Annotated in this window: 22 protein-coding genes; 13 read left to right on the forward strand and 9 right to left on the reverse strand. The window is 46.5% G+C overall.

Annotated features, from left to right (window positions below):
• Positions 1 to 385: 385 nt before the first annotated feature.
• Complete coding sequence (locus OU814_RS06865) at positions 386 to 715, reverse strand: DUF3082 domain-containing protein (protein ID WP_268181482.1); 330 nt, start codon at positions 713 to 715, stop codon at positions 386 to 388.
• A gap of 366 nt (positions 716 to 1,081) precedes the next feature.
• Here OU814_RS06865 and OU814_RS06870 point away from each other — a divergent pair, with 366 nt between their 5' ends.
• Positions 1,082 to 1,447, forward strand: coding sequence for a hypothetical protein (locus OU814_RS06870; RefSeq protein WP_017289713.1), 366 nt, complete (start codon positions 1,082 to 1,084; stop codon positions 1,445 to 1,447).
• 90 nt (positions 1,448 to 1,537) lie between these two features.
• On the opposite strand, the gene OU814_RS06875 is transcribed toward OU814_RS06870, so the two are convergent.
• The 5 genes from OU814_RS06875 to moaA form a co-directional block, all read right to left on the reverse strand.
• The gene (locus OU814_RS06875) at positions 1,538 to 2,005 is read right to left on the reverse strand and encodes a hypothetical protein (protein ID WP_017289712.1); all 468 of its coding nucleotides are present in this window, start codon (positions 2,003 to 2,005) and stop codon (positions 1,538 to 1,540) included.
• Positions 2,006 to 2,159: 154 nt separating this feature from the next.
• Positions 2,160 to 2,462 carry a hypothetical protein gene (locus OU814_RS06880; RefSeq protein ID WP_017289711.1) on the reverse strand — a complete coding sequence of 101 codons (303 nt, stop codon included), beginning with the start codon at positions 2,460 to 2,462 and terminating at the stop codon, positions 2,160 to 2,162.
• A gap of 88 nt (positions 2,463 to 2,550) precedes the next feature.
• Positions 2,551 to 3,600: an ABC transporter permease gene (locus tag OU814_RS06885; RefSeq protein WP_017289710.1), complete on the reverse strand. Its 1,050-nt coding sequence runs from the start codon at positions 3,598 to 3,600 to the stop codon at positions 2,551 to 2,553.
• A 37-nt stretch (positions 3,601 to 3,637) separates the two neighbouring features.
• Complete coding sequence (locus OU814_RS06890; protein ID WP_017289709.1) at positions 3,638 to 4,180, reverse strand: adenine phosphoribosyltransferase; 543 nt, start codon at positions 4,178 to 4,180, stop codon at positions 3,638 to 3,640.
• Between the two features lie 174 nt (positions 4,181 to 4,354).
• Positions 4,355 to 5,341: a GTP 3',8-cyclase MoaA gene (moaA, locus tag OU814_RS06895; RefSeq protein WP_268181485.1), complete on the reverse strand. Its 987-nt coding sequence runs from the start codon at positions 5,339 to 5,341 to the stop codon at positions 4,355 to 4,357.
• A 455-nt stretch (positions 5,342 to 5,796) separates the two neighbouring features.
• Here moaA and OU814_RS06900 point away from each other — a divergent pair, with 455 nt between their 5' ends.
• Positions 5,797 to 5,955 (forward strand): hypothetical protein, encoded by a 159-nt coding sequence (locus OU814_RS06900; RefSeq protein ID WP_190652727.1) that lies wholly within the window; start codon positions 5,797 to 5,799, stop codon positions 5,953 to 5,955.
• A 98-nt stretch (positions 5,956 to 6,053) separates the two neighbouring features.
• Positions 6,054 to 8,129, forward strand: coding sequence for a CHASE2 domain-containing protein (locus tag OU814_RS06905; protein WP_017289706.1), 2,076 nt, complete (start codon positions 6,054 to 6,056; stop codon positions 8,127 to 8,129).
• A gap of 124 nt (positions 8,130 to 8,253) precedes the next feature.
• On the opposite strand, the gene OU814_RS06910 is transcribed toward OU814_RS06905, so the two are convergent.
• On the reverse strand, positions 8,254 to 8,385 hold the full coding sequence (locus OU814_RS06910) for a hypothetical protein (protein WP_017289705.1): 132 nt from the start codon (positions 8,383 to 8,385) through the stop codon (positions 8,254 to 8,256).
• A gap of 399 nt (positions 8,386 to 8,784) precedes the next feature.
• Between OU814_RS06910 and OU814_RS06915 the strand changes: the two genes are divergently transcribed.
• The 4 genes from OU814_RS06915 to OU814_RS06930 all read left to right on the forward strand — a co-directional run bounded on the left by OU814_RS06915 (position 8,785) and on the right by OU814_RS06930 (position 10,753).
• Positions 8,785 to 9,051, forward strand: coding sequence for a GlsB/YeaQ/YmgE family stress response membrane protein (locus OU814_RS06915; protein ID WP_017289704.1), 267 nt, complete (start codon positions 8,785 to 8,787; stop codon positions 9,049 to 9,051).
• Between the two features lie 163 nt (positions 9,052 to 9,214).
• Entirely contained in the window at positions 9,215 to 9,478 is a 264-nt protein-coding gene (locus OU814_RS06920) for a hypothetical protein (protein ID WP_017289703.1), read from the forward strand.
• Positions 9,479 to 9,606: 128 nt separating this feature from the next.
• Positions 9,607 to 10,077: an Hsp20/alpha crystallin family protein gene (locus OU814_RS06925; protein WP_026148819.1), complete on the forward strand. Its 471-nt coding sequence runs from the start codon at positions 9,607 to 9,609 to the stop codon at positions 10,075 to 10,077.
• Between the two features lie 244 nt (positions 10,078 to 10,321).
• Positions 10,322 to 10,753, forward strand: coding sequence for a hypothetical protein (locus OU814_RS06930; RefSeq protein WP_017289701.1), 432 nt, complete (start codon positions 10,322 to 10,324; stop codon positions 10,751 to 10,753).
• On the opposite strand, the gene OU814_RS06935 is transcribed toward OU814_RS06930, so the two are convergent.
• A complete protein-coding gene (locus OU814_RS06935; protein ID WP_017289700.1) occupies positions 10,744 to 11,790 on the reverse strand; it encodes a SpoIID/LytB domain-containing protein in 1,047 nt (348 codons plus the stop codon). The two genes, OU814_RS06930 and OU814_RS06935, sit on opposite strands and share 10 nt — an antisense overlap.
• Before the next feature lie 85 nt (positions 11,791 to 11,875).
• Positions 11,876 to 12,208 carry a cytochrome c6 PetJ gene (gene petJ / locus OU814_RS06940; protein ID WP_026148818.1) on the reverse strand — a complete coding sequence of 111 codons (333 nt, stop codon included), beginning with the start codon at positions 12,206 to 12,208 and terminating at the stop codon, positions 11,876 to 11,878.
• An 894-nt stretch (positions 12,209 to 13,102) separates the two neighbouring features.
• On the opposite strand from petJ, the gene OU814_RS06945 reads away from it, so the two are divergent.
• From OU814_RS06945 to OU814_RS06970, 6 genes are all read left to right on the forward strand, one after another.
• Complete coding sequence (locus tag OU814_RS06945) at positions 13,103 to 14,464, forward strand: CmpA/NrtA family ABC transporter substrate-binding protein (protein WP_268181493.1); 1,362 nt, start codon at positions 13,103 to 13,105, stop codon at positions 14,462 to 14,464.
• Positions 14,465 to 14,547: 83 nt separating this feature from the next.
• Positions 14,548 to 15,384 carry a nitrate ABC transporter permease gene (gene ntrB / locus OU814_RS06950; RefSeq protein WP_268181495.1) on the forward strand — a complete coding sequence of 279 codons (837 nt, stop codon included), beginning with the start codon at positions 14,548 to 14,550 and terminating at the stop codon, positions 15,382 to 15,384.
• A gap of 167 nt (positions 15,385 to 15,551) precedes the next feature.
• Entirely contained in the window at positions 15,552 to 17,552 is a 2,001-nt protein-coding gene (locus OU814_RS06955) for an ABC transporter ATP-binding/substrate-binding protein (RefSeq protein WP_268181497.1), read from the forward strand.
• A 131-nt stretch (positions 17,553 to 17,683) separates the two neighbouring features.
• Positions 17,684 to 18,544 (forward strand): nitrate ABC transporter ATP-binding protein, encoded by an 861-nt coding sequence (locus OU814_RS06960; RefSeq protein WP_326498286.1) that lies wholly within the window; start codon positions 17,684 to 17,686, stop codon positions 18,542 to 18,544.
• A gap of 869 nt (positions 18,545 to 19,413) precedes the next feature.
• Complete coding sequence (locus OU814_RS06965) at positions 19,414 to 20,490, forward strand: sodium-dependent bicarbonate transport family permease (RefSeq protein WP_268181499.1); 1,077 nt, start codon at positions 19,414 to 19,416, stop codon at positions 20,488 to 20,490.
• An 81-nt stretch (positions 20,491 to 20,571) separates the two neighbouring features.
• A complete protein-coding gene (locus tag OU814_RS06970; protein ID WP_017289691.1) occupies positions 20,572 to 20,904 on the forward strand; it encodes a P-II family nitrogen regulator in 333 nt (110 codons plus the stop codon).
• Positions 20,905 to 20,943 lie beyond the last annotated feature (39 nt).

A 20,943-nucleotide genomic window follows, 5' to 3' on the forward strand; every position in this document is an offset into this window, starting at 1 on the left:
GATTTCACTTTCTGAATTCTGATCACTACAGCCTGTTATTATACATTTTCTGATGGTTTTTTCAGTGTAAACACGGTTTTTCCACAGGATCACCTTTTTTCCTGTGGAAAACTACGCTACCCTGTGGAAAAGTAGCGTAAAGATCTGTGGAAAACTTGAATTTTCAGTCTCCGTTGGGGTTAAACTGTGTGCCGAAATTCGGGCAGTTCTGCGAGGGATGATATGTTGAGGTTTGCTGGGGAACCAGATGCAACCCTAAGCGATGCCGACTGGCAGGATGTCGATCAAGAAAGTCTCAAGAAAAAAGAATTTGGACATGCCTTTTTGCCGATTCGGGCTTTTGATTTTAGCAGGAGTTGGCTCAGGAAGTCACGGTTTTTTTGCTTTAGTTTGCGGAAGAATCCGGTTTGCGGAACAGCAGTTGGATGGCGAGGGCAAATAGTCCCAGAGCTGCAAGTCCGAAAATTCCGGTTCCCATTGCGCTCATGCCCAAAACGAGGGTGCGGACGGCGGAGGAAATGCGCTGAACGATAAGTGTCGTGTCGGTATCGATCGGTTTGGTAGCGAAAGAAATCGCGATCGAGCTTGTCATGTTGTAGAGCGCATAAGCGAGGACAGCGGCAACGATCGCGCCGAGGAGGCAGCGGAGTGGGGTAGGGGATTGGGGAGTAGGGGATTGGGGAGTAGGGGATTGGGGGGTAGGGGAGTCTGACATGAGGGGTCTATCGATCGAGTGTCTGTCTAGTTTAAAACATCGCCTGCTGCTGAAGTGACTAATTCTCATCCCCTTTCCCAGGCAGACTTTAGAAAGGTTGTGCTGAGCTATGTTTAGAGATTGAGTACAGGGTAATAGCTGTCGCGAGTCTGCAAATCTAATGTTCTAAACTGAAAAAAGCTTCTGCTGTTTCAGCCGCAGAGATTGAGATGGCGCAAAGCTTCTGAGCAGGAGGGCTGACTTTCAATTCAAAGGTTTAGATGATTTCTGAGCGATCGGCGTTATCGCGAGCCTTGGAATATCGAGGCGACTGAAACAGGTCGTCTACGAGCGATCGCTCATTGCATCAGAGGAGATAACCCGCTAATGACACCCTTTCTTCCCTGGGATGATCTTCCCCCAGAACAGCTTGGAATCGACGATCGCGACCTGCGCCGTCAGCTTGACTTATCTCTTACCCAACGCTTTCGACAACAGTGCACTTCAGAACTCCAAACCTTACTCAATGCCTGTGCTTGGGCAATCACAACTACCACGAATGTTGTCACGTTAGTGATTGTTTGTCCTAATCGTGTAACGAATTGGGCAATACTCAGTCAGGTTGTCAATCTGGGCAATGAGCTAGCAGAATTTTCTACAGATGCTCGAATCCGCATCTACCCTACTCCAGAGATGCTCGATCAGTTTGAGATTCGAGTCGATGAACTCTCCATTTATCAAGATGGAGCTTGATCATTGCAAAAATCATTGCAAAAAAAAAGAGGCAATATCCTAATTACCTCCTTAGTCTGCATTTATCCACGTTTAAGCCAGCTGTAGGATTTAGTCATTCATTGAGTTCATCGCTTTCTTCGCTGCTCTTTCTGCTTGCTTAGCGGTTTTCTTAGCGGTCTTCTCAGCATCTTTTGCAGCTTTCTTGGCTTCACTGCTGAGCTTTGCAGGTGCTTCTCCAGCGTTATCTAACCCTTCTTCGATCTGTTGCTCGATCGATTTAGCGTCGGTATTCGATGGGCGCTTCATGTTATAGAATCCTGCGGTGCCTTGCACTTCGTTGATCGCGCCACCTTTCGAGCGATCGCGAACTTCTTCGAGTGATTGCAAACCACCTTTATCGATCGTGTCTTTCGCAGTCCGTTCATATTCTTTTGCGACTTCGGATGCTTCGTTCGTCATCGGTTTGTCTTTGACAACAGCTTGAGCCGAAGCGCTCGATACCACTGAGACAAACATCATCGTTGCACAGAGGCAAACCGTGAAGAAAAACCGGAGTCCAGATAACAAAGATTTCATACAGATACCCTCCATAGGTACAGAGTTTTTTTAGAAACTTGCCAAAGGCAGTTCGCGTTAAATCTGCAACTATCTACTCAAACTTTCCCATCGATCACCATCTGCATCAGGGTGAGTTTTTCTTCCAGTGATTCCTATCTCAAGGTGGATGAGGCTAAGATTTTGACAGAAATTCGATGGTAGGAATCAAAGGGTCTTTGACGATGCCAAATCCCTTATAGCCCCAGCGATCAAGCAAACTCGTCATTTGCGAGCCAATGATTGATTCGGTGACAAAACGATCGCTCATTTCACCTGCATACTTGTTCAGGTATCCCAATGCATCGAATTGTTCTTGAAAGAGTAGGACATACCCATTTGCAGGCGATCGCGCTTCGTCTTCTTTTAACTTCGGATAAGCAGCAAGATAGCTGCCGTCAATTCTCGATCGAATTAAATAGTAAGTCTGTGAAAACATTTTTAGCTCTCATCTTGATGTCCTGAACTTTAAAGTCAGGTTTAGTTCAGACGAATCATGATTGATGCTCATCTGCCTAGAATCCATGCTAATTCAAGTCATCAATGCTAATTCGTGGATCAACTGCTTTCAGCAGTAAATCAGCTAGTAAATTCCCAACAATGAGCATCACTGCTCCCATCATCAAGCTCGACATAATCAAGTACAGATCTTGAGCCTGAACAGCTTGCAAAATCAATCTCCCCAAGCCTGGGAGATTAAAGAAATTCTCCGTGATAAAGGCCCCACCTAACAGGCTGGCAAATTCAAAGCCCAAAAGCGTAATCAGCGGGTTGATTGCATTTCGCAACGCATGAACATAAATCACGCGATTTTCGGACAGTCCCTTTGCGCGCGCCGTTTGCACATAATCTTGGCGCAACACATCGAGCAACTGACCTCGCATAATTCGCTGCAATCCGGCAAATCCTGCGATCGCTAAAGCCAAAGTCGGCAAAATCAAATGCCAGGCAACATCGAGAATCTTACCGAACCAATTCAAATCTGCAAAATCAATGCTGGTCAGATCTCCCACTGGAAACAGGGGCGAAGTATTCTGTGCAAAAATGAGCAGCAGCAAAGCAGTCACAAAGCTTGGAAATCCTTGTCCTGCATAGCTGAGTACTTGTAAAACTCGATCCACCCATTTTTGCTGTTTAATCGCTGCTAAGATTCCCAACGGAATCGCCACGCCCCACGTTACAACCAGCGAAGTGATTGCTAGTAAAAGCGTGGGGGGAACTCGTTCCCAGAGCAATGATACAACCGAGCGATTGTAAACAAAACTCGTTCCGAAGTCACCTTTTGTAATGATGTTCCAGACCCACAAGAAGAACTGTTCGATCCAAGATCGATCCAACCCATATTGCTTGCGAAGTTGATCAATCCGTTCTGGCGAAATTTTCGGGTTTTCGCGCAGCGTATCGAGGTAGTCACCTGGCGCAAGCTGAATGATGAAAAAGCTTAATGCGGCGGCAAGCAAGAGTGTAAATAATGCTTGCAATAATCGCTTCATCACATAAATCGAAGTTTCACTGGTCAGCGCTTCAAGGATTCGATCGAAACCAGATTGGAATCTTCTAGGGGTTGAAGTAGTCATGTGGAAAACCAGAGCGATCGGTTTCGTGATTATAGCGCTAGTATTCGACGAGCGTAACGATCGGAACTTGCGGCAAGCGATCGCGTCCTTGCAATTCTTTTAATTCAATCAAAAACGCACAGCCGACTAATTCACACCCAATTTGTTGAACCAGTTTTGCCGTTGCACCTGCGGTTCCGCCCGTGGCAATCAGATCGTCCACAATTAAGATGCGGCTTCCAGGCTGTACCGCGTCTTGATGCATCTCTAAGGTGTCTGTCCCATATTCCAATTCGTATTCAACAGAATGCACCGCAGCGGGCAGTTTTCCGGGCTTACGGACAGGCACAAATCCGATATTCATTCGGTAAGCCAAGGGTGCGCCGAAAATAAACCCTCGCGATTCCATGCCCACGATGTAGTCAGGATTGAGGTGAGAACATTTTTCCTCAAATAGCTCGATCGTGGCTCTTAGTCCGGCTGGATTTTGTAATAAAGTTGTAATGTCTCTGAACAGAATACCGGGTTTGGGAAAATCTGGAATTTCGCGGATGAAGGGTTTGAGATCCATAATGGGCAAGACTGGAAGAAGGTCAGTCATATCTTACCGTTCGCTTGAGTCTCGGCAAAGATTTCTACAGTTTGCAACTGAGACGATCGCTCAAAAATCTCGGCATCGATCGTGATCGTAGACAAATTTGATTTTCCCGCTGTCATTAAATACTTGGGAATTCTCTCTGGTTTCCTGCAAATTTGTCATGTTACTCTCAGCTTCTCAACCTCCAATCTGCGACATCGTGCGGTGATACTTCCCAGTGGTGCCCGAATCACGCTGTTTGTAGTTAATCTCAGGCTTCAGTCCTAAAAGTTCACTGACCTGCTCGCGCAGTGCTTGAGTCGAAACGCCCGATCGCAGTTGCGATCGCAAATCAATCTGTCCGATCTCATTGAGCAAACAAGGGCGGAGCCAACCATCGGCAGATAATCGCATTCGATTACAGCGATCGCAAAAACATTCCGACATTTGACTAATAAATCCCAACGTCCCCTTCGCCCCTGGAATCCGAAACACATCCGCTGGACCATTTCCTTTCACAGTCGCTTCTGTTAATCCCCAGCGTTCTCGAATCTGTTGACGAATGGTTTCTGAATCGATCCAACCCTGTTGCTGAAACAATTGATCATTCCCAATCGGCATGAACTCAATAAATCGCACATGCCATTCTCGATCAAGACTCAGAGCTGCTAACTCTAGCACTTCATGATCATTCACACCTGGAATCACCACAACATTCAGCTTCAAAGGACTAAATCCAATCCGATGCGCGGCTTGAATTCCATCCCAAACCTGCTGCCAACGAGACTTACCTCGATGACCAATAATTTGATCAAAGATTTCTGGAACGAGTGAATCTAAACTAATGTTGATTCTTCTCAATCCTGCATCATAGAGATCCTGCGCCATCGACTCTAGTAAGAAGGCATTTGTCGTCATCGACAAGTCTTTGGTTTCAGGAAATTGTGCGATCGCGCTGACAATCTCGACGACTCCCGGACGAATCAAAGGCTCTCCCCCCGTCAGCCGAAATCGTGTAAACCCAACTGGAATAAACACCTCTCGCAGCAATGTCAGCAACTCCGCCTGAGTCAACAGATCTTGCTGCAATACATACGCTAAGTCACTTCCTTCCGGCATACAATATTGGCACCGGAAATTACAGCGATCGACTAAACTAATTCGTAGATAATCAACTTGGTTCATCGTTCCATTCTGCCGGATGCGCCCCGAAAGCCGCAATCTCCTCAAAACTACTCAGGCGATTCATAAATCTTATAAAGCGTGTATCAATTGCAACTCGGTCATTTCAGCCTGACAGTGGAACATCAACTTCGGTCTTCATCAAACCTCTATCATCTCTTCAGGAAAACTTGTTTGAAGAAGCAGGAAACCGCCGTAAAAATACTGAGATATCTTCCTGGGTTTGTATAGTAACTTAATTGCGTCCGAACCCCGTATCCATCGACAGTTTCACCGATCTCTCTATTCTTTATTTGCGTGAACCATCTCTTCTCTCTTAAGTCATTTGATGCGACTGAGGCAACTCACCCGCTCATTTACTGACCTACTGGTTCACATCATGGCTCAACCTCGTTACGACAAAACTGTCGATCGAAGACTCAGAACAGTGTCATCAGATTATTCCATTGGGCAAAAATATGACTACTTCTCGCCTTGCTTACACAGTTTGCGCTATCGGTTTGTCGGTTGGGATTCAGATTATTTCCGCTTCAAGCTATTCTGCCTACGCCCAAATCACACCGCCTCCAAATTCAGGTTCACCCGGAACCACCACAGGTGGCGGATCGCGATCTTAATTATTTTCAGTTGCGGTAGACAACTTCATCACACTGCCCTAAAGTTTGTAAAGACTTGACAATAACAGCAGCTTAGGGGCTAGGAGTGGTGAAAATCAGTGCGGCAGTGGGTAAGAGTTAGTCTCAGCACGATCGCAACAGCAACAGCAGTTCTCGGAATGCAGCTTGCTGGCGCATTCCAGCAATTGGAGTTAATGGTGCTCGATCAATGGTTTCGGGCACGTCTCTTAGAACCTGTTGACTCCCGGTTGGTCATCGTCACGATCGACGAATCTGACTTTAATTCACTCAGACAATACCCAATTTCAGATGAACTCCTGGCTGAGTTGCTCACCAAGATTCAGCGCCAAAAGCCACGAGTCGTGGGAATGGATCTGTATCGAAATCTGCCTGTTGAACCTGGACATGCCGCCTTGCAAAAGGTTTACAGTCAAATGTCCAATCTGATTGGCATTGAGAAGACGATCAGCGGCAACAACTTTCCTTCCGTTGATCCCCCGCCTATCCTGCGTCAGCGCAATCAAATTGCAGCGAGCGATATTGTTCTCGATCACGATGGCAAAGTGCGGCGCAACCTGCTTTCGCTGAGAGTCAATAAGCTATGGGGAAAAGATTCGCGGACGCTGGAAACCTTGGGAACTCGCTTGGCGCTAGAGTATCTCAAAGCAGAAGGCATTACGCCAAAACCGATCTCCGGAACATCTCAGATCCAACTCGGGCGCGCCCGCTTGGAAGCTTTGTCGCCGACAACTGGGGGGTATGTTCGCGCGGACACGGGTGGATTTCAGCTGATGGCGAATTTTCGCAATCTGAGGCAGCGCTTTACCTCGGTTAGTTTTAACGATGTGCTACAAGATCGGGTTCCCGCCGGATTGATGCAAGATCGCATCGTGGTGATTGGGTCGATCGCAGAAAGTCTGAACGATCGCTTTTTTACCCCCTATTCGCAAACGGCTCAAATGACTTCAGCAGGCGTTGAAGTGCATGCAGATTTCTCCAGCCAGTTGATCAGCGCTGCGATCGAGGGCAGACCACTTTTACGAGGGGTTCCGGCTGGAGTCGGGGGCGCTTGGTTGTTAATTTGGCTCGGAGGCGGTGCGGTCTTAGGGTGGCGAGTAAAATCGTTGCGATTGGCACTGATATTAGCCGTTGGCGTTACGTTAAGCGGAATTGCTGGAACGTATCTTTTATTTTTGGCAGGCTGGTGGATGCCGATCGTCGCTCCAATTTTGGGAATGAAATTGGTCGCGTTAACCATGCGGATGCATTTAGTTTGGCGATCGCTCTCTGAATCTCATGACATGCTGCAACATTATGCAAAAACTTTAGAACAGAAAGTCGAAGAACGCACCCAAGCTTTAAAACAGCAGAATCTTGAATTGATGCAGGCAAAACAAGAAGCCGAAGCTGCTGATCGAGCTAAAACAACATTTCTTGCCAATGTGAATCATGAGTTGCGCACGCCACTGTCCATTATTCTCAGCAGCAGCGAATTGATGGGTTACGATAAATCGCTTGCACCGAAACAGAAAGAGCGATTGACGATGATTACACAAAGTGTGCAGCACCTTTTAGATTTGATCAACGGTGTTTTAGAGTTGGCAAAACTCGAAGCGAATGCAGAAACTGTCGAGTTGCAAGCCGTGTCGATTCCCCAGATGTTGCACAGTTTAGAAGAACTCTATCAACCTCAAGCGATCGCGCGCGATTTAACCCTAACGCTGCACTGCGATCAAGAGGTTCCAGAGTGGGTACAAACTGACGAATGCAAGTTACGGCAAGTCTTAATGAATCTTCTGACCAATGCACTGAAGTTTACTCAACAAGGTGCTATTTCTCTGCGCGTCTTATGGATAGAAGCATCGCGATTGCGCTTTGAAGTCGAAGATACTGGGATTGGAATTGCGCCGCACGAGATGCAGTCGCTGTTTAAACCATTTATGCAAACCGAGTCAGGGCGCAGATCTGGACAAGGTTCTGGCTTAGGCTTATCGATTAGCCAACAATTACTCCAGCTACTTGGCTCCAAGCTCCAAGTTCACAGTACTCTGCAAGTTGGGACTATGTTTTGGTTTGATCTGGATGCAGAATTCGTCACGTCTGCCGAAAGCGATGCTTCTGCCTCCGAAGTTGCAATCACTCACTTAGAATTACGCGATCGCCTCGGTGCATAAGCATACAAGACCTTGATCTGCTAGGAAGCCTCACTCTCCCTTTGTCCATGCAAAAATGTCAATGCAAAAAAAAGGGCTGCATCCAATCAGCCCCTTCAGTCGCAAATTTTAGTACTCCCGCAAGCTATTTGCTCGATCTCCGCAAGTAAACCCAATGACGATAGTTCGGATGAACATGACCTTCTGGCTCACGTTGCGGGCTGTGTTCTACTTGGGGTTGGTCTTTTTCCGAGTTCTGACGTTGAAAGAATTTCATAAGAGTCCTCCTCAATGAAGTAATTGCAGGAGGCACTTCCAAACCTGTCACCATGCAAATCGACGCATGTCCGAATCTTTTTTGTGCCCTGTGATACTATTTTAACTCACTTTACCTGAACGTCATATGACTTGAGATAGAATCTTATCCCTGCCGAAGTACGAGTATCAGAAAATTCTGAATGATGAATTAAATCATTTTGTAAACTCGAAGTAAAAAATTGAACAATAGCTTTAGTACACTTACGGTCGTAGATTATTAAATAAAAATTTTATTGCTTTGTTAAAAGCAAAGAGGAAGATATAGTATCTCCACAGATAGAAAAAGTCGGTCGCTATTCTATACCTGCGATCGCACATTCTTATCAGCTAAGACTTTGAAGCTCTAGGAGAAACTTCTGTGAACATTATTGCTTGGGCATTACTTGGAATTGTCGCTGGCGCGATCGCGAAGCTGCTTTATCCCGGTCGCCAAGGCGGCGGCATTCTCAGCACCATGATTTTGGGAATTGCAGGCGCAATGCTAGGAGGTAGCTTATTCTCGCTGATCACGGGCGGCGGTAAGATTGCCATCTCGGTATTTAGCCTACCGAGCTTAATTGTGGCAATTCTGGGTGCAATGATTGCAATCTTCTTGTGGGGATTAGTCACTCGCAGCGCTTCTTAAGATTGTAAAACTCTTTTAAGTTCAACATTAGGGGTTGTACTACTTCTCTTCCTCTGAATAGGGAGATGAATTGTACGATCCCTTCTTTTTAGTAGAGGTCAAACTGCGATCGCAAATCGTATGCTGAGATGCATTCAAGATTTGTAACTAAGGTAAAACAGTGATGACCTACCTCGGACAGCACATCGAAATCACAGAGCAAGATTCCGGTTGGATTGGGGTCTGGTGGCATGAAGGAGGCATGATCCAGCTTGGATTTTTCCTGAACGCGCCAGATGCATGGCAAGCCGTTACAGAATTGATTCAGCGGGATTTAGCCGTACGCTGTTTACTCGGTGTCTTGGATGAATGGCGCGACCACGATCAGATTGATGACATTGAATATGCGCTAGGTGTCAATTCACTCGTCGAATTTGTCTTAGCTTAGCTTGTCTGAGCATAGTCGGTTAGCTCTACTCAGAGAGTACAGTTTACGCGACTGTCGATTGCCTCAAGATGCGGCACGATAAGGACATGAAGATTCAAGTTCTTAATCGTTTTTCAAGAGGTGACAAGATGTTAGTTCGTTACTGGCAACCCTGGCGAGAAATCGATACATTCCGTCGCCAATTTGACCAATTGCTTGATTCGATGGCTCCGATGACCCATGAGCCGACTGACTGGACTCCTGCAGTCGAATTAAAAGATACAGGTCATGAGTTTGTTCTCCGCGCCCAACTCCCTGGCATTGACGCAAAGGATCTTGATGTTCAGGTGACCAAAGATGCGGTTTCGTTAGCAGGTGAGCATCGCCAAGAATCAAAGACCGAAGAAGGTGGATTCTTTAGAAGCGAATTCCGCTATGGTAAGTTTCAACGAGTCATTCCTCTTCCAGTTGAAGTGAAGAATGATCAAGTCAAAGCTGAGTTCAAAGATGGAATTTTGAGCTTGATCTTGCCGAAAGTTGATCAAGTCAAGACTGTGAAGTTGAATTTGGCAGATGCCACAGGCGCGATCGCAGGGACACCTGAACCGACCAACGCATAGTTTGCAGATTGAATTCTAAGCAGATTGAACTCTGAAGAGGTGGGAGGCACGATCGTGCCTCCCATTTTTTGTGTGTGCTAGTTTTGTTTGTGCTAGCAGTCAAATATGAATCTCTGCAAAACTCCGGATGTCATCTCAGAAGATTATGTCAAACTGAAACTGTCTCTTCGCAACAACGCTACAACAACCGCGAAAAATGAACTGATTTTGCATTCAATCGATCACACTCAGGATACTCAGTCCCATGCCAAACACAATCTTAATTGCAGACAAATTGCACCCGAACAAACAGCCTCTGTTTGAAAATGCAATCCTAACAACCGTCAACAATTTATATCAACAGATCCATCGCTCTGAACTGTCTTCGCCTGAATGTGAGCCGACTTGCTGCTTCATCAAGGTTGCATCATTGCTGAGTACCCACAAAGCACCTGCTCATCCCGCTGATTTACTCATCACAGCTAGCCTAGTCACGCCCAATTTTGCCCCGACCTTGATCCGGCTTTACGAACAAATGCCCGATCCAAAATTTGTCATCGCACTCGGAGGATGTAGCCCGATCGAGAATTCGCTCACTGCTGTAGGCAGTCTGATTCCAGTCAATACTTACATTATGGAATGCCCATTGCGATCGCAAACGCTGTTAAACGCGATCGCATCTTTGCATCATTCGTGATCCTGCTCAATCCGAGCAATTCCCGTTTTCGGATAGTAGCGTGCCAAAATCTGACGATAGTTATATCCTTGTTCGGCAAGGCTCAATGCTCCTAGTTGGCTCATTCCCTTGCCTCGAAAGGCTTCTGCGACAATATCATCCGATGCCGCATACAGCGACTCGACAATTCCGCCGCGATAGCTGACAAACTCCCCTGCGGTCTGATCAACCGCCCGATTGGTGGCATCTGCTTCTCTAGAGATACCGCTATAGACTTGAAAATATTCGTCAGACCCCATGTGATAAAGCGGTTGAGCACGCCGGAAATAGTAAGTTAAGGCATACGATCGCGCCGCAACGGCTTGAGCTTTTAGCGCTTCTGCACTCCAGCTAGGTGAAACTTCACTGGCAACGACACTATGCAAATAGTGTCGCAAATTAATATAGTTCACGACCCAAATTCTTCCGCCTTGAGCCGCGAGTAAAAATCGACCTCGGTACGGTTTGTCTCCAAGATAGAGAATTCCGTTCGGCGGGGGCTGAATCATCACCATTCCTGGTAATTGTCCGTTGCCGAAATTCATGCGATCGCCAATTCCCTGAATCGGGTAAGAATTTCCAGACGAAAGTTGACCGATGGGCTTTCCTTCTCCATCCAGAATCGTTGCACCTTGAGAAGCCGCGATCGCCAAACTCGGTTGTCCCATTGCGATCGCAACTTGCATTTCAATTAATGAATCAACCGTTCCAATCGAAGCCATCAATGCCGCTTTGGTTTTCGCATTCAGGGCAGCTTCTTCTGGAGTAAATTGCTTCGGATCAACGGGCGTTAACGTCTTTTTCGGAGCGGGAGACTTAACGGGTTGCGCTAATTTCGGCGGAGGTGACGGCAAAGCGATCGGGCTTGGCAACGGAGATGCGATCGGAGAAGGCAGCGGTGCAGGTTCACTATGACTTTGCTGATTCAAATAAACGCCAGCCAGCGGAATTAACGCCAGACACGGAACCAATAACCAGGGACGCTGTTTTAGCCACTCTAAAATCGATTTACGCCACATATTAATAAAGTGCGGAATTCAGGATTGAATATTCGGAACAGATCTCCACCTTACCCTCTATTCAAGCCTGAATTCCAAAATCCGCTTACCAACCTTTCTCTGCTTTATCTAAGACGTAGAGTGCAACGGATTGGATTTGGTCATCGCTGAGACGACCTTTGAATGCGGGCATTGCACCTTTGCCATTCGTCACTTGAGCAACGATCGCTTCAACTGTATCTTTGCCATTTGCGGTCAGCGCATCTTTCTTTAAAGTTTTTGCGCCGTTAATTGCGTTACCGCCGCCTGCATGACAAGCTGCACAGTTTGCATTAAAGACTTTTCCGCCTGCTGCTGCGTCGGCTGCAAATGCAGGTTGGCTGATCAATGTGGTTAGAAACACCACAGACAGGACGATTGTAGCCAACAGTGTTCTCATTCTGCGAATCATTTTGTTCTTCTCTTAAACATCAACATTCGGTAAGCAGTTCTCACCAGTGTCATGCTGTCTTCAGGAAAATCCCTACGTCAAAAGACAGCGCGTAAAACTTTTCGGTTTCGTTATTAACCGCAATAGTTCGTTACCTGGGATGCAAATAAAGGTTCACAGAAGTTTACAGTTTTAGGGCTTTCAGTAATGATTCATTGTGGATTCGCTCAATGGATAGAGCAACCCAATTAATTACCTTAATTTCATCTATTCATCTCAAAGAATCGATGCCGTTATTGAATCTCATCAATGTATGTTTGATTTTGATAACTCCAATGAGTTGAGCCTATGAGATGAGGATAGATACTTTCTAAAAAATAGAAATAAGTCTATTAATTTAGGCCATATACAAATTATTTAAAACATGCGTAGTCTTTTCACAGCAGGAATTTCAGCAGAATACACAGTATTTTTTTAGCTGTAACTCATCACTAATATATCCTTTACTTATCGGAGCAATTACTATCCAGGAATGAGAATCTATAGACTGAAATCCATCTATTAGATTTGAGATTTATGGTCTTATTTGCAATTCAACGTCTAGACTTTTTACAGAATTTCAGAGTATCTTAATATTCAACAGATTAATCAAGTTTGATTGACTTAAACAAGTGAGTTAAACCGATTAATAACTGCCAAAGCTGGTCTAATTTTTGCGGCTCAAAGGGCTGCTTTTGCTTGGTGTGATGCAGCAATTCAACTTAATTTTTGTCGTTGAATTTGCACATTAGATTTTCGCAGTCTGAATAGCTAGACTCCAGTGATTACAAGAATCTCTGGATCAGATTCGCTTGCTCAATCGAGCGCTTAATTTGTTGATTTATCTATGTTTGGGAGTTGGATATGAAGCGTTTTTCGTCGATGTCACGGCGCAACTTTTTATTAACAGCAGGAGCAACTACTGCTTCTACGCTCTTATTAAAAGGATGTCTAGGAAATCCCCCAGAGCAGACGACCGGTGGACTACAAGCTTCTCCCGTTGCTAATGTAGGTTCTGCCGTCAAAGCAGGCGAAGAACCTGAAGTTAAAACGGTCAAATTGGGCTATTTACCGATCGTTGAAGCAGCCCCGCTGATCATCGCTCAGGCAAAAGGTTTCTTTGCCAAGCATGGCTTAACTGAAGTTTCGCTCGATAAGCAAGCAAACTGGGGTGCAGCCCGCGATAACGTCAAAATTGGCGCAGGTGGCGGCGGAATTGACGGGGGACAATGGCAAATGCCGATGCCCTACTTGATTTCTGAAGGCATTATTACCGATGGCGCTCAAGTTCCAATGTATGTATTGGCGCAATTAAACACTCAAGGAAATGGAATTGCGATCGCAAACAAGCACATTGGCAAAAACATTGGCTTGAAACTCGCCGATCAAACTGCATTCTTTGGCGGTCTGAAATCTCAAGGCGGACGTTTCAAAGCCGCTTACACCTTCCCCAAAGCAAACCAAGAATTTTGGATTCGCTACTGGCTTGCAGCAGGTGGCGTTGATCCAGTAGAAGATGTTGAGTTGCTCACCGTACCGACTGCACAAACCGTTGCCGATATGAAACGTGGTGCAATGGATGCATTCAGTACAGGCGACCCCTGGCCCGCTCGTATTGTTGCTGATAAGACTGGATTTATTGCTGCCTTGACCGGAGAAATCTGGAAAGCACACCCAGAAGAGTACCTTGCAGTTCGCAAAGACTGGGTCGATAAGCATCCTAAAGCAACCAAAGCAATGCTCAAAGCTGTGATGGAAGCTCAGCAATGGTGTGATGATTTCAACAACCGGACTGAAATGGCGAAAATCCTCGCTACCCGTGAATACTTCAACGTTCCAGAGAACGTCCTCATCGAGCCGCTCATGGGCAAATACAACTTGGGTGAGCGCACCGTCGATGACAAATCACTGGCTGTGATGTACTGGAAAGATAGCAAAGGCAGCGTGTCTTACCCTTACAAGAGCCATGATCTGTGGTTCTTAACCGAAAGTGTCCGTTGGGGCTTCCTGCCACAAAACACGCTAGACAAAGCGAAAGAAATGATTGATAAAGTCAATCGCGAAGACCTCTGGAAACAAGCTGCTCAAGAATTAGGAGTTGCTTCCGCTGATATCCCCACCAGTACATCCCGAGGCGTGGAAGAGTTCTTCGATGGAGTCAAGTTTGACCCAGAGAATCCCAAAGCTTATCTCGACAGCTTAAAGATTAAGAAGCTAGCAGCGTAGTTGCTAAATCGGTGCATCTCGCACTTTGAATGACTTGTCTGATTTGTTAAACACTTACCGCAGTTAATAAGGAGCAAACCGTCATGACTATCGCCCGGAAGCGATCTACAACATTCCCCGCCTTCACTTGGGACGACAAGACCAAAGAGACACTCGACAACATTCTGATGCCGATTGGAGCATTGTTCGGATTGCTCGCCCTTTGGCAAATTCTGACCATAATTGTGCCGACCGATTTGCCAGGGCCTTTCAAAGTCATTGAAGAAACTCGGATTTTGATTCTATACCCGTTCTATGACAAGGGTGGCACAGACAAAGGGCTATTCTGGCAAGTGTTCTCCAGCTTGCAACGGGTTGCAGTTGGCTATACGTTTGCCGCAGTGGTAGGCATTAGCTTAGGCATCTTGGTTGGATTGAACAAACGTCTTTCAAAAGGTCTCGATCCAATTTTCAACATCTTAAGAACTGTTCCGCCTTTGGCATGGGTTCCGATCGCACTTGCTGCATTGAAGCAAAACCAGCCTGCTGCACTGTTCGTGATCTTCATTACTGCGATTTGGCCAATCTTAATCAACACCGCAGTGGGAGTCCGACAGATTCCGCAGGACTATAACAACGTTGCTCAAGTGCTGCAATTGCCAAAGTCGGAGTACTTCTTCAAGATTTTGATTCCCTCTGCACTGCCTTACATCTTTACTGGATTGAGAATTGCAATCGGTCTAGCTTGGTTAGCAATTATTGCAGCAGAGATTGTGATGTCTGGGATTGTGGGAATTGGCTTCTTTATCTGGAACGCATATCAGAACAGTCAGGTGAGTGAAATCATCTTAGCCTTGGTTTACATTGGCTTAGTCGGTTGGTTGCTCGATAACCTGATGGCATGGCTTCAGAATAAGATCTTGCCGCAAAGCCAACGGTAATCCAAGAACTAGCGCGCTTGCTCCACTGCGGTAGCAAGAGGTGAAGGATGATGAGGACTGGATTTGTTCTCCGACGTTTGCGCCTCTGCGTCCTTCACTTTTTATCCCAGCGATCGTTCTCTATCCCGTTCTGAAACACTTAACCACTGTCGTTCCAGGTTTTAGTTATGACTTCCTTTGTTACTGTCGAAAGTCTTGAAAAGACCTTTACCCTTCAAGGTGGTGGCAACTACGTTGCACTGAAGGGAATTGATTTAGAAATTAAGCAGGGCGAATTTATCTCGCTGATTGGTCACTCGGGTTGTGGTAAATCCACCTTACTGAACATGGTTGCAGGTTTAGATTTACCGACAGATGGTGTCGTGATGCTGCAAGGCGAACAAATCCTACGCCCCGGTCCCGATAAAATGGTGGTTTTTCAAAACTACTCGCTCTTGCCTTGGATGACCGTGCGCCAAAACATTGCGCTGGCGGTTAACAATGTGATGAAAGATCTTTCAGCAGCAGAGCGGAACCAAATTGTTGAAGAACACATTGATTTAGTCGGTCTTCGACATGCCGTGGACAAGCCACCGGATCAGCTTTCTGGCGGAATGAAGCAGCGAGTCGCGATCGCACGGGCGCTAGCAACTCGTCCGAAGCTCTTACTGCTAGATGAGCCTTTCGGTGCGTTAGATGCGCTGACTCGCGGGAACTTGCAAGAACAATTGATGAAAATCTGCGAAGAGAGTCATGTGACTGCTGTCATGGTCACGCACGATGTCGATGAAGCTTTGCTGTTGAGTGATCGCATTGTCATGCTCACGAATGGACCCGAATCAAAGATCGGGCAAATCATGGAAGTAGACATTCCTCGCCCTCGCAAGCGTATGGAAGTCGTCAATCATCCCAACTACTACAGCTATCGCAGTGAAATCATCTACTTCCTAAATCAGCAAAAGCAGATCAAGAAACTGAGAGCAAGAAAAACAACCGCGATCGCTCGTCATGGCTTAGAGAAGATCAATCTTGAAATCGGATTTGTCCCGCTCACAGCTGCGGCTCCCCTGATCATTGCCAAAGAGAAAGGCTTCTTCACCCATCATGGCTTAGATGAAGTCAACTTAGTGCGTGAATCAAGCTGGCGGGGAATTCAAGATGGTATTGCGGGCAAATATTTAGATGCCGCACAAATGCCTTCTGGGATGCCTGTTTGGTTAACCGTCGGTGGACTAGGAGAACCCCTCCCTGTCGTCAGTGCTTTGACTATGACCCGAAATGGGAATGCAATTACGCTCGACAAGCGATTCTTTGACAAAGGCATTACCACCTTGGCTGAGCTGAAGCGGATGCTGCTTGAGAGCGTAGATGAACGGCATACTTTCGGAGTCGTTCACCCGGCTTCGATGCACAACCTACTCTTGCGCTACTGGCTCGCGGCAGGTGGAGTCGATCCAGATAAAGACTTAACCATTTCAACCATTCCGCCAGCGCAGATGGTTGCTCAGCTAGAAGCTGGAAACATTGATGGTTACTGTATTGGTGAACCTTGGAACATTCGGGCTTCGCTCGACAAAATTGGGTATACGATCGCAACTGACTTAGAAATCTGGGATGGTCATCCTGGTAAGGTTCTAGGCGTTCGAGAAGATTGGGCAAATACCTATCCCAACACGCACGTTGCCCTCGTCAAAGCACTGCTCGAAGCTTGTGCTTATTGTGCAAATCCAGAAAATCATCCAGAAGTTCAAGCGATTCTGTCTCAACCGCAATATCTCGATTGTGAGATGGATTACATTGGGCTTGGCGATGGCAGCCATAGTACTTGTGACATTAAAGGGTCGCCGCGCGAGAACTCACACCCTCAGTTCTTTGGAGCAGGGGTCAACCGTCCCAGCCGGACAGAGCATCTTTGGATTCTGACGCAGTTGGCTCGGTGGGGCGATATTCCCTTCCCGCGGAACTGGGTGGAAATTCTAGAGCGGATTTGTAAGGTGAGTGTCTTTAGTATCGCGTCTCGTGAACTTGAACTAGAGGATGTTTCCTACAGTCGCGGACCAATTCAACTGTTTGATGGCACAACCTTTACCGCAGAAGATCCAATCGGCTATCTCAACCACCTCAAGATTAAGCACGATGTCTACATGGCAGACATTCCGCTAAAAGCTCCAGGCATTCTGGCAGCTTAAGGTGTGCGCGATCGCGAATCCACACATTCGCTCGATCCTCCAGATTTGGAGGATTAAGAGAACACCGATCCGTCGATCGCGCAGCAACACCGCCGTGCTACCTCATTCTGCACATCAACCCTCTCCTAACCATGCAAACCACTCAATCAACTAGAACAATGGTGACTTCGGCACAATCTGCACAAAGCTCTGCGTCCAGAGCAGCCAATCCCTTTCTCGTCATCGATCAAGTCTCCAAAGTGTATCCCACTAAAAATGGCGACTACACGGTTTTGAAAGATGTCAACCTCACTGTTAATCAGGGTGAATTCATCTGCGTTATCGGTCACTCGGGTTGTGGAAAATCTACCTTGCTCAACATGGTGAGCGGATTTTCCAAGCCCACCACAGGTTCTGTCCTGCTACAAGGTAAACCGATCGAGAAACCTGGTCCCGATCGTATGGTCGTATTCCAGGGATATGCATTGCTTCCTTGGCTCACCGTGTTTGAAAACGTCTATCTCGGGGTCAACGTCGTTTACCCTGACAAGCCCAAATCTGAGAAAACTCAGATTGTCAAAGACTTTTTGGCAATGGTTGGGCTAGCCGATGCAATGGAGAAAAAGCCCACCCAAATCTCAGGTGGGATGAAACAGCGAGTTGCGATCGCCCGTGCGCTTGCCATTTGTCCAGAAGTTTTGATCTTAGATGAGCCATTTGGTGCATTAGATGCCATCACCAAAGAAGAATTGCAAGAAGAACTTTTGAAGATCTGGAACACTCACAAATGCACGGTGTTGATGATTACGCATGACATTGATGAAGCGTTATTTCTTGCAGATAAATTAGTGATGATGACTAACGGACCTGCGGCAAGCATTGGAGAAGTGATGGAGATTCCATTCCGCCGTCCTCGAAATCGTGGGCGGATGATGGAAACACCAGAGTATTACAAACTGCGAAACTATGCATTGGATTTCCTCTATAATCGCTTCGCTCACGACGACGAATAACGTAACTAATCTTCAGGAGCCAGTGAAGGGCATTCAATTGAAATCTAATACTAAAAATTAGTATTGAATTCCCTTCATTACCGAACGAATGCAATGCCCAACGCTCTCAAAAGTTTGCTTGCACCGAAGCCTGTCCCAAGTAGTTGAACAGATGCGCTACTTTGAATCGATTTATAAGAAGCGCATCTATTTTTTCTCTCTCATCGCCAAAACGTCTCTCTGGATTCTGTCCAATTCGCTTGATTTACAAAATAGAAGAAGAAGCTTAATTATAGATATTCTTAGGACTCAAGATTGGGCGAATTCAATACTGTTCGTAGATGCCCATGAAATAGCGCCAATCTATCAACAAATATCAATACTGTTCAAAAGTCTAGAGCGAATTAAGAGGTTTTTCTTATTCGCTCCATTTGGTTTTTCTTGGATTTTCATCTATTTAAGACTAGACGGAATACAAGAAATAACGATAAGGTTATTTCAATCATTTACTTGAACTGAATATAGTTAATCAAATCGTTCGTGGGGTCAATCATATCGATTGATTGAAATCAATGATTTTCCCACTGACATTGATCAACTACTTCAAAATCAGACGCTGTTGAGATTAATTCATGAGATTAATCTAGGGATTTTTGCGCCCAATGTTCTTGAGCAACGGCGTGCAGTTCAGCCCCTTTTTTGGAGAGGAACATGGCTCAATTTTTAGACTCGTTTTGGAGAGTGACCCTTGTGAGCGCCCTGACTACAGGTTTTCATGCGCCACATGTGTTTCAAGCGTGAAGCGCCTCACTCTTACTCTCGATTAACTCTTGAAAGTTCATTCAGTTCATTCACTGCAACACTCCTCGACAGAGGAGAAGGAGGTATTTATGGATTTTTTGTCCTTGTTTGTCATGGACTTCGTGCAGCAGTTGCAGTCCCCAACACTCGCTTTTTTGATTGGTGGGATGATCATTGCTGCTCTCGGGAGTGAATTGGTAATTCCCGAGTCGATTTGTACAATCATCGTCTTCATGCTGCTCACCAAAATCGGTCTGACCGGTGGCATTGCTATCCGTAACTCCAACCTGGCGGACATGGTGTTACCCATGATCTGTGCAGTAGTCGTAGGGATTCTGGTTGTCTTCATCGCGCGCTATACATTGGCGAAGCTGCCAAAGGTCAAAGTCGTCGATGCGATCGCGACTGGAGGATTGTTTGGAGCCGTGAGTGGCTCCACGATGGCTGCTGGACTGACAGTCCTGGAAGAACAAAAAGTGCCATTCGAGGCATGGGCAGGCGCACTTTATCCCTTTATGGATATCCCCGCCCTCGTGACTGCGATTGTGGTCGCCAACATTTATCTCAACAAGAAGAAGCTGAAGGCTGCACAGGCGCATCTCACCGAGGAGGAGTATCTCAGCAAGCAGGAGTATCTCAGCAATCAAGGGGCTGCGAATAATCGGGTCAAGATATGGCCGATCATTGAGGAAAGCCTTCGGGGTCCTGCCTTATCAGCAATGTTGTTAGGTCTTGCGCTTGGCATATTCACCCGACCAGAGAGTGTCTATAAAGGTTTCTACGACCCTGCCTTTCGCGGCTTGCTTTCGATCTTGATGTTGGTCATGGGCATGGAAGCATGGTCAAGACTTGGCGAACTGCGCAAGGTGGCTCAATGGTATGTCGTGTATAGCGTGGCAGCACCGTTTGTGCATGGGCTAATCGCCTTTGGTCTCGGCATGATTGCCCACTACGTTGCAGGATTCAGCATGGGCGGTGTCGTGATCCTGGCTGTCATTGCTTCCTCTAGTTCAGACATCTCAGGTCCACCCACGTTGAGAGCGGGTATCCCATCGGCTAACCCCTCTGCCTATATCGGCGCGTCCACAGCCATCGGTACACCCATTGCGATCGGCTTATGTATCCCGTTCTTCGTCGGTCTCGCCCAAGCGATCGGCGGACTATAATGACGGGCCGTGGTCTGTCGGTGTTCCCTTAGCTCGACAGACCCAGCATGTTAATGTACATCGTTTAAGGAAACAGCCAATATGTCTAAGAAAGCCAACAAGCTTGTCATCGTTACGGAAAAGGTTCTGCTGAAAAAGGTCGCCAAGATCATTGAGGAATGCGGGGCAACCGGTTACACAGTGGTGGACACTGGCGGTAAAGGCAGTCGCAACGTGCGCTCTACAGGTAAACCCAACACTGCCGACACCGACTCGAATGTGAAGTTCGAGATCCTCACCGAAACTCGGGAGATGGCTGAGAAAATTGCAGATCAAGTTGCATTGACGTTTTTCACCGATTATGCGGGCATTGCCTATCTCTGTGAAGCAGAGGTACTGTACGGGAGAAGTTTCTGTGGACCAGAGGGCTGTTGAGATCATCTCAACACTCATTTGCCCCCGTTACTCATTGAA

This window comes from Leptolyngbya sp. GGD (assembly GCF_026735145.1).
GTDB classification, from domain to species: Bacteria; Cyanobacteriota; Cyanobacteriia; order Leptolyngbyales; family Leptolyngbyaceae; genus Leptolyngbya; species Leptolyngbya boryana.

Coding starts and splice junctions, on each gene's coding strand:
- OU814_RS06865 (WP_268181482.1), bottom strand. CDS start 715: ATGTCAGACTCCCCTACCCCCCAATCCCCTACTCCCCAATCCCCTACT.
- OU814_RS06870 (WP_017289713.1), top strand. CDS start 1,082: ATGACACCCTTTCTTCCCTGGGATGATCTTCCCCCAGAACAGCTTGGA.
- OU814_RS06875 (WP_017289712.1), bottom strand. CDS start 2,005: ATGAAATCTTTGTTATCTGGACTCCGGTTTTTCTTCACGGTTTGCCTC.
- OU814_RS06880 (WP_017289711.1), bottom strand. CDS start 2,462: ATGTTTTCACAGACTTACTATTTAATTCGATCGAGAATTGACGGCAGC.
- OU814_RS06885 (WP_017289710.1), bottom strand. CDS start 3,600: ATGACTACTTCAACCCCTAGAAGATTCCAATCTGGTTTCGATCGAATC.
- OU814_RS06890 (WP_017289709.1), bottom strand. CDS start 4,180: ATGACTGACCTTCTTCCAGTCTTGCCCATTATGGATCTCAAACCCTTC.
- moaA (WP_268181485.1), bottom strand. CDS start 5,341: ATGAACCAAGTTGATTATCTACGAATTAGTTTAGTCGATCGCTGTAAT.
- OU814_RS06900 (WP_190652727.1), top strand. CDS start 5,797: ATGACTACTTCTCGCCTTGCTTACACAGTTTGCGCTATCGGTTTGTCG.
- OU814_RS06910 (WP_017289705.1), bottom strand. CDS start 8,385: ATGAAATTCTTTCAACGTCAGAACTCGGAAAAAGACCAACCCCAAGTA.
- OU814_RS06920 (WP_017289703.1), top strand. CDS start 9,215: ATGACCTACCTCGGACAGCACATCGAAATCACAGAGCAAGATTCCGGT.
- OU814_RS06925 (WP_026148819.1), top strand. CDS start 9,607: ATGTTAGTTCGTTACTGGCAACCCTGGCGAGAAATCGATACATTCCGT.
- OU814_RS06930 (WP_017289701.1), top strand. CDS start 10,322: ATGCCAAACACAATCTTAATTGCAGACAAATTGCACCCGAACAAACAG.
- OU814_RS06935 (WP_017289700.1), bottom strand. CDS start 11,790: ATGTGGCGTAAATCGATTTTAGAGTGGCTAAAACAGCGTCCCTGGTTA.
- petJ (WP_026148818.1), bottom strand. CDS start 12,208: ATGAGAACACTGTTGGCTACAATCGTCCTGTCTGTGGTGTTTCTAACC.
- OU814_RS06945 (WP_268181493.1), top strand. CDS start 13,103: ATGAAGCGTTTTTCGTCGATGTCACGGCGCAACTTTTTATTAACAGCA.
- ntrB (WP_268181495.1), top strand. CDS start 14,548: ATGACTATCGCCCGGAAGCGATCTACAACATTCCCCGCCTTCACTTGG.
- OU814_RS06955 (WP_268181497.1), top strand. CDS start 15,552: ATGACTTCCTTTGTTACTGTCGAAAGTCTTGAAAAGACCTTTACCCTT.
- OU814_RS06960 (WP_326498286.1), top strand. CDS start 17,684: ATGCAAACCACTCAATCAACTAGAACAATGGTGACTTCGGCACAATCT.
- OU814_RS06965 (WP_268181499.1), top strand. CDS start 19,414: ATGGATTTTTTGTCCTTGTTTGTCATGGACTTCGTGCAGCAGTTGCAG.
- OU814_RS06970 (WP_017289691.1), top strand. CDS start 20,572: ATGTCTAAGAAAGCCAACAAGCTTGTCATCGTTACGGAAAAGGTTCTG.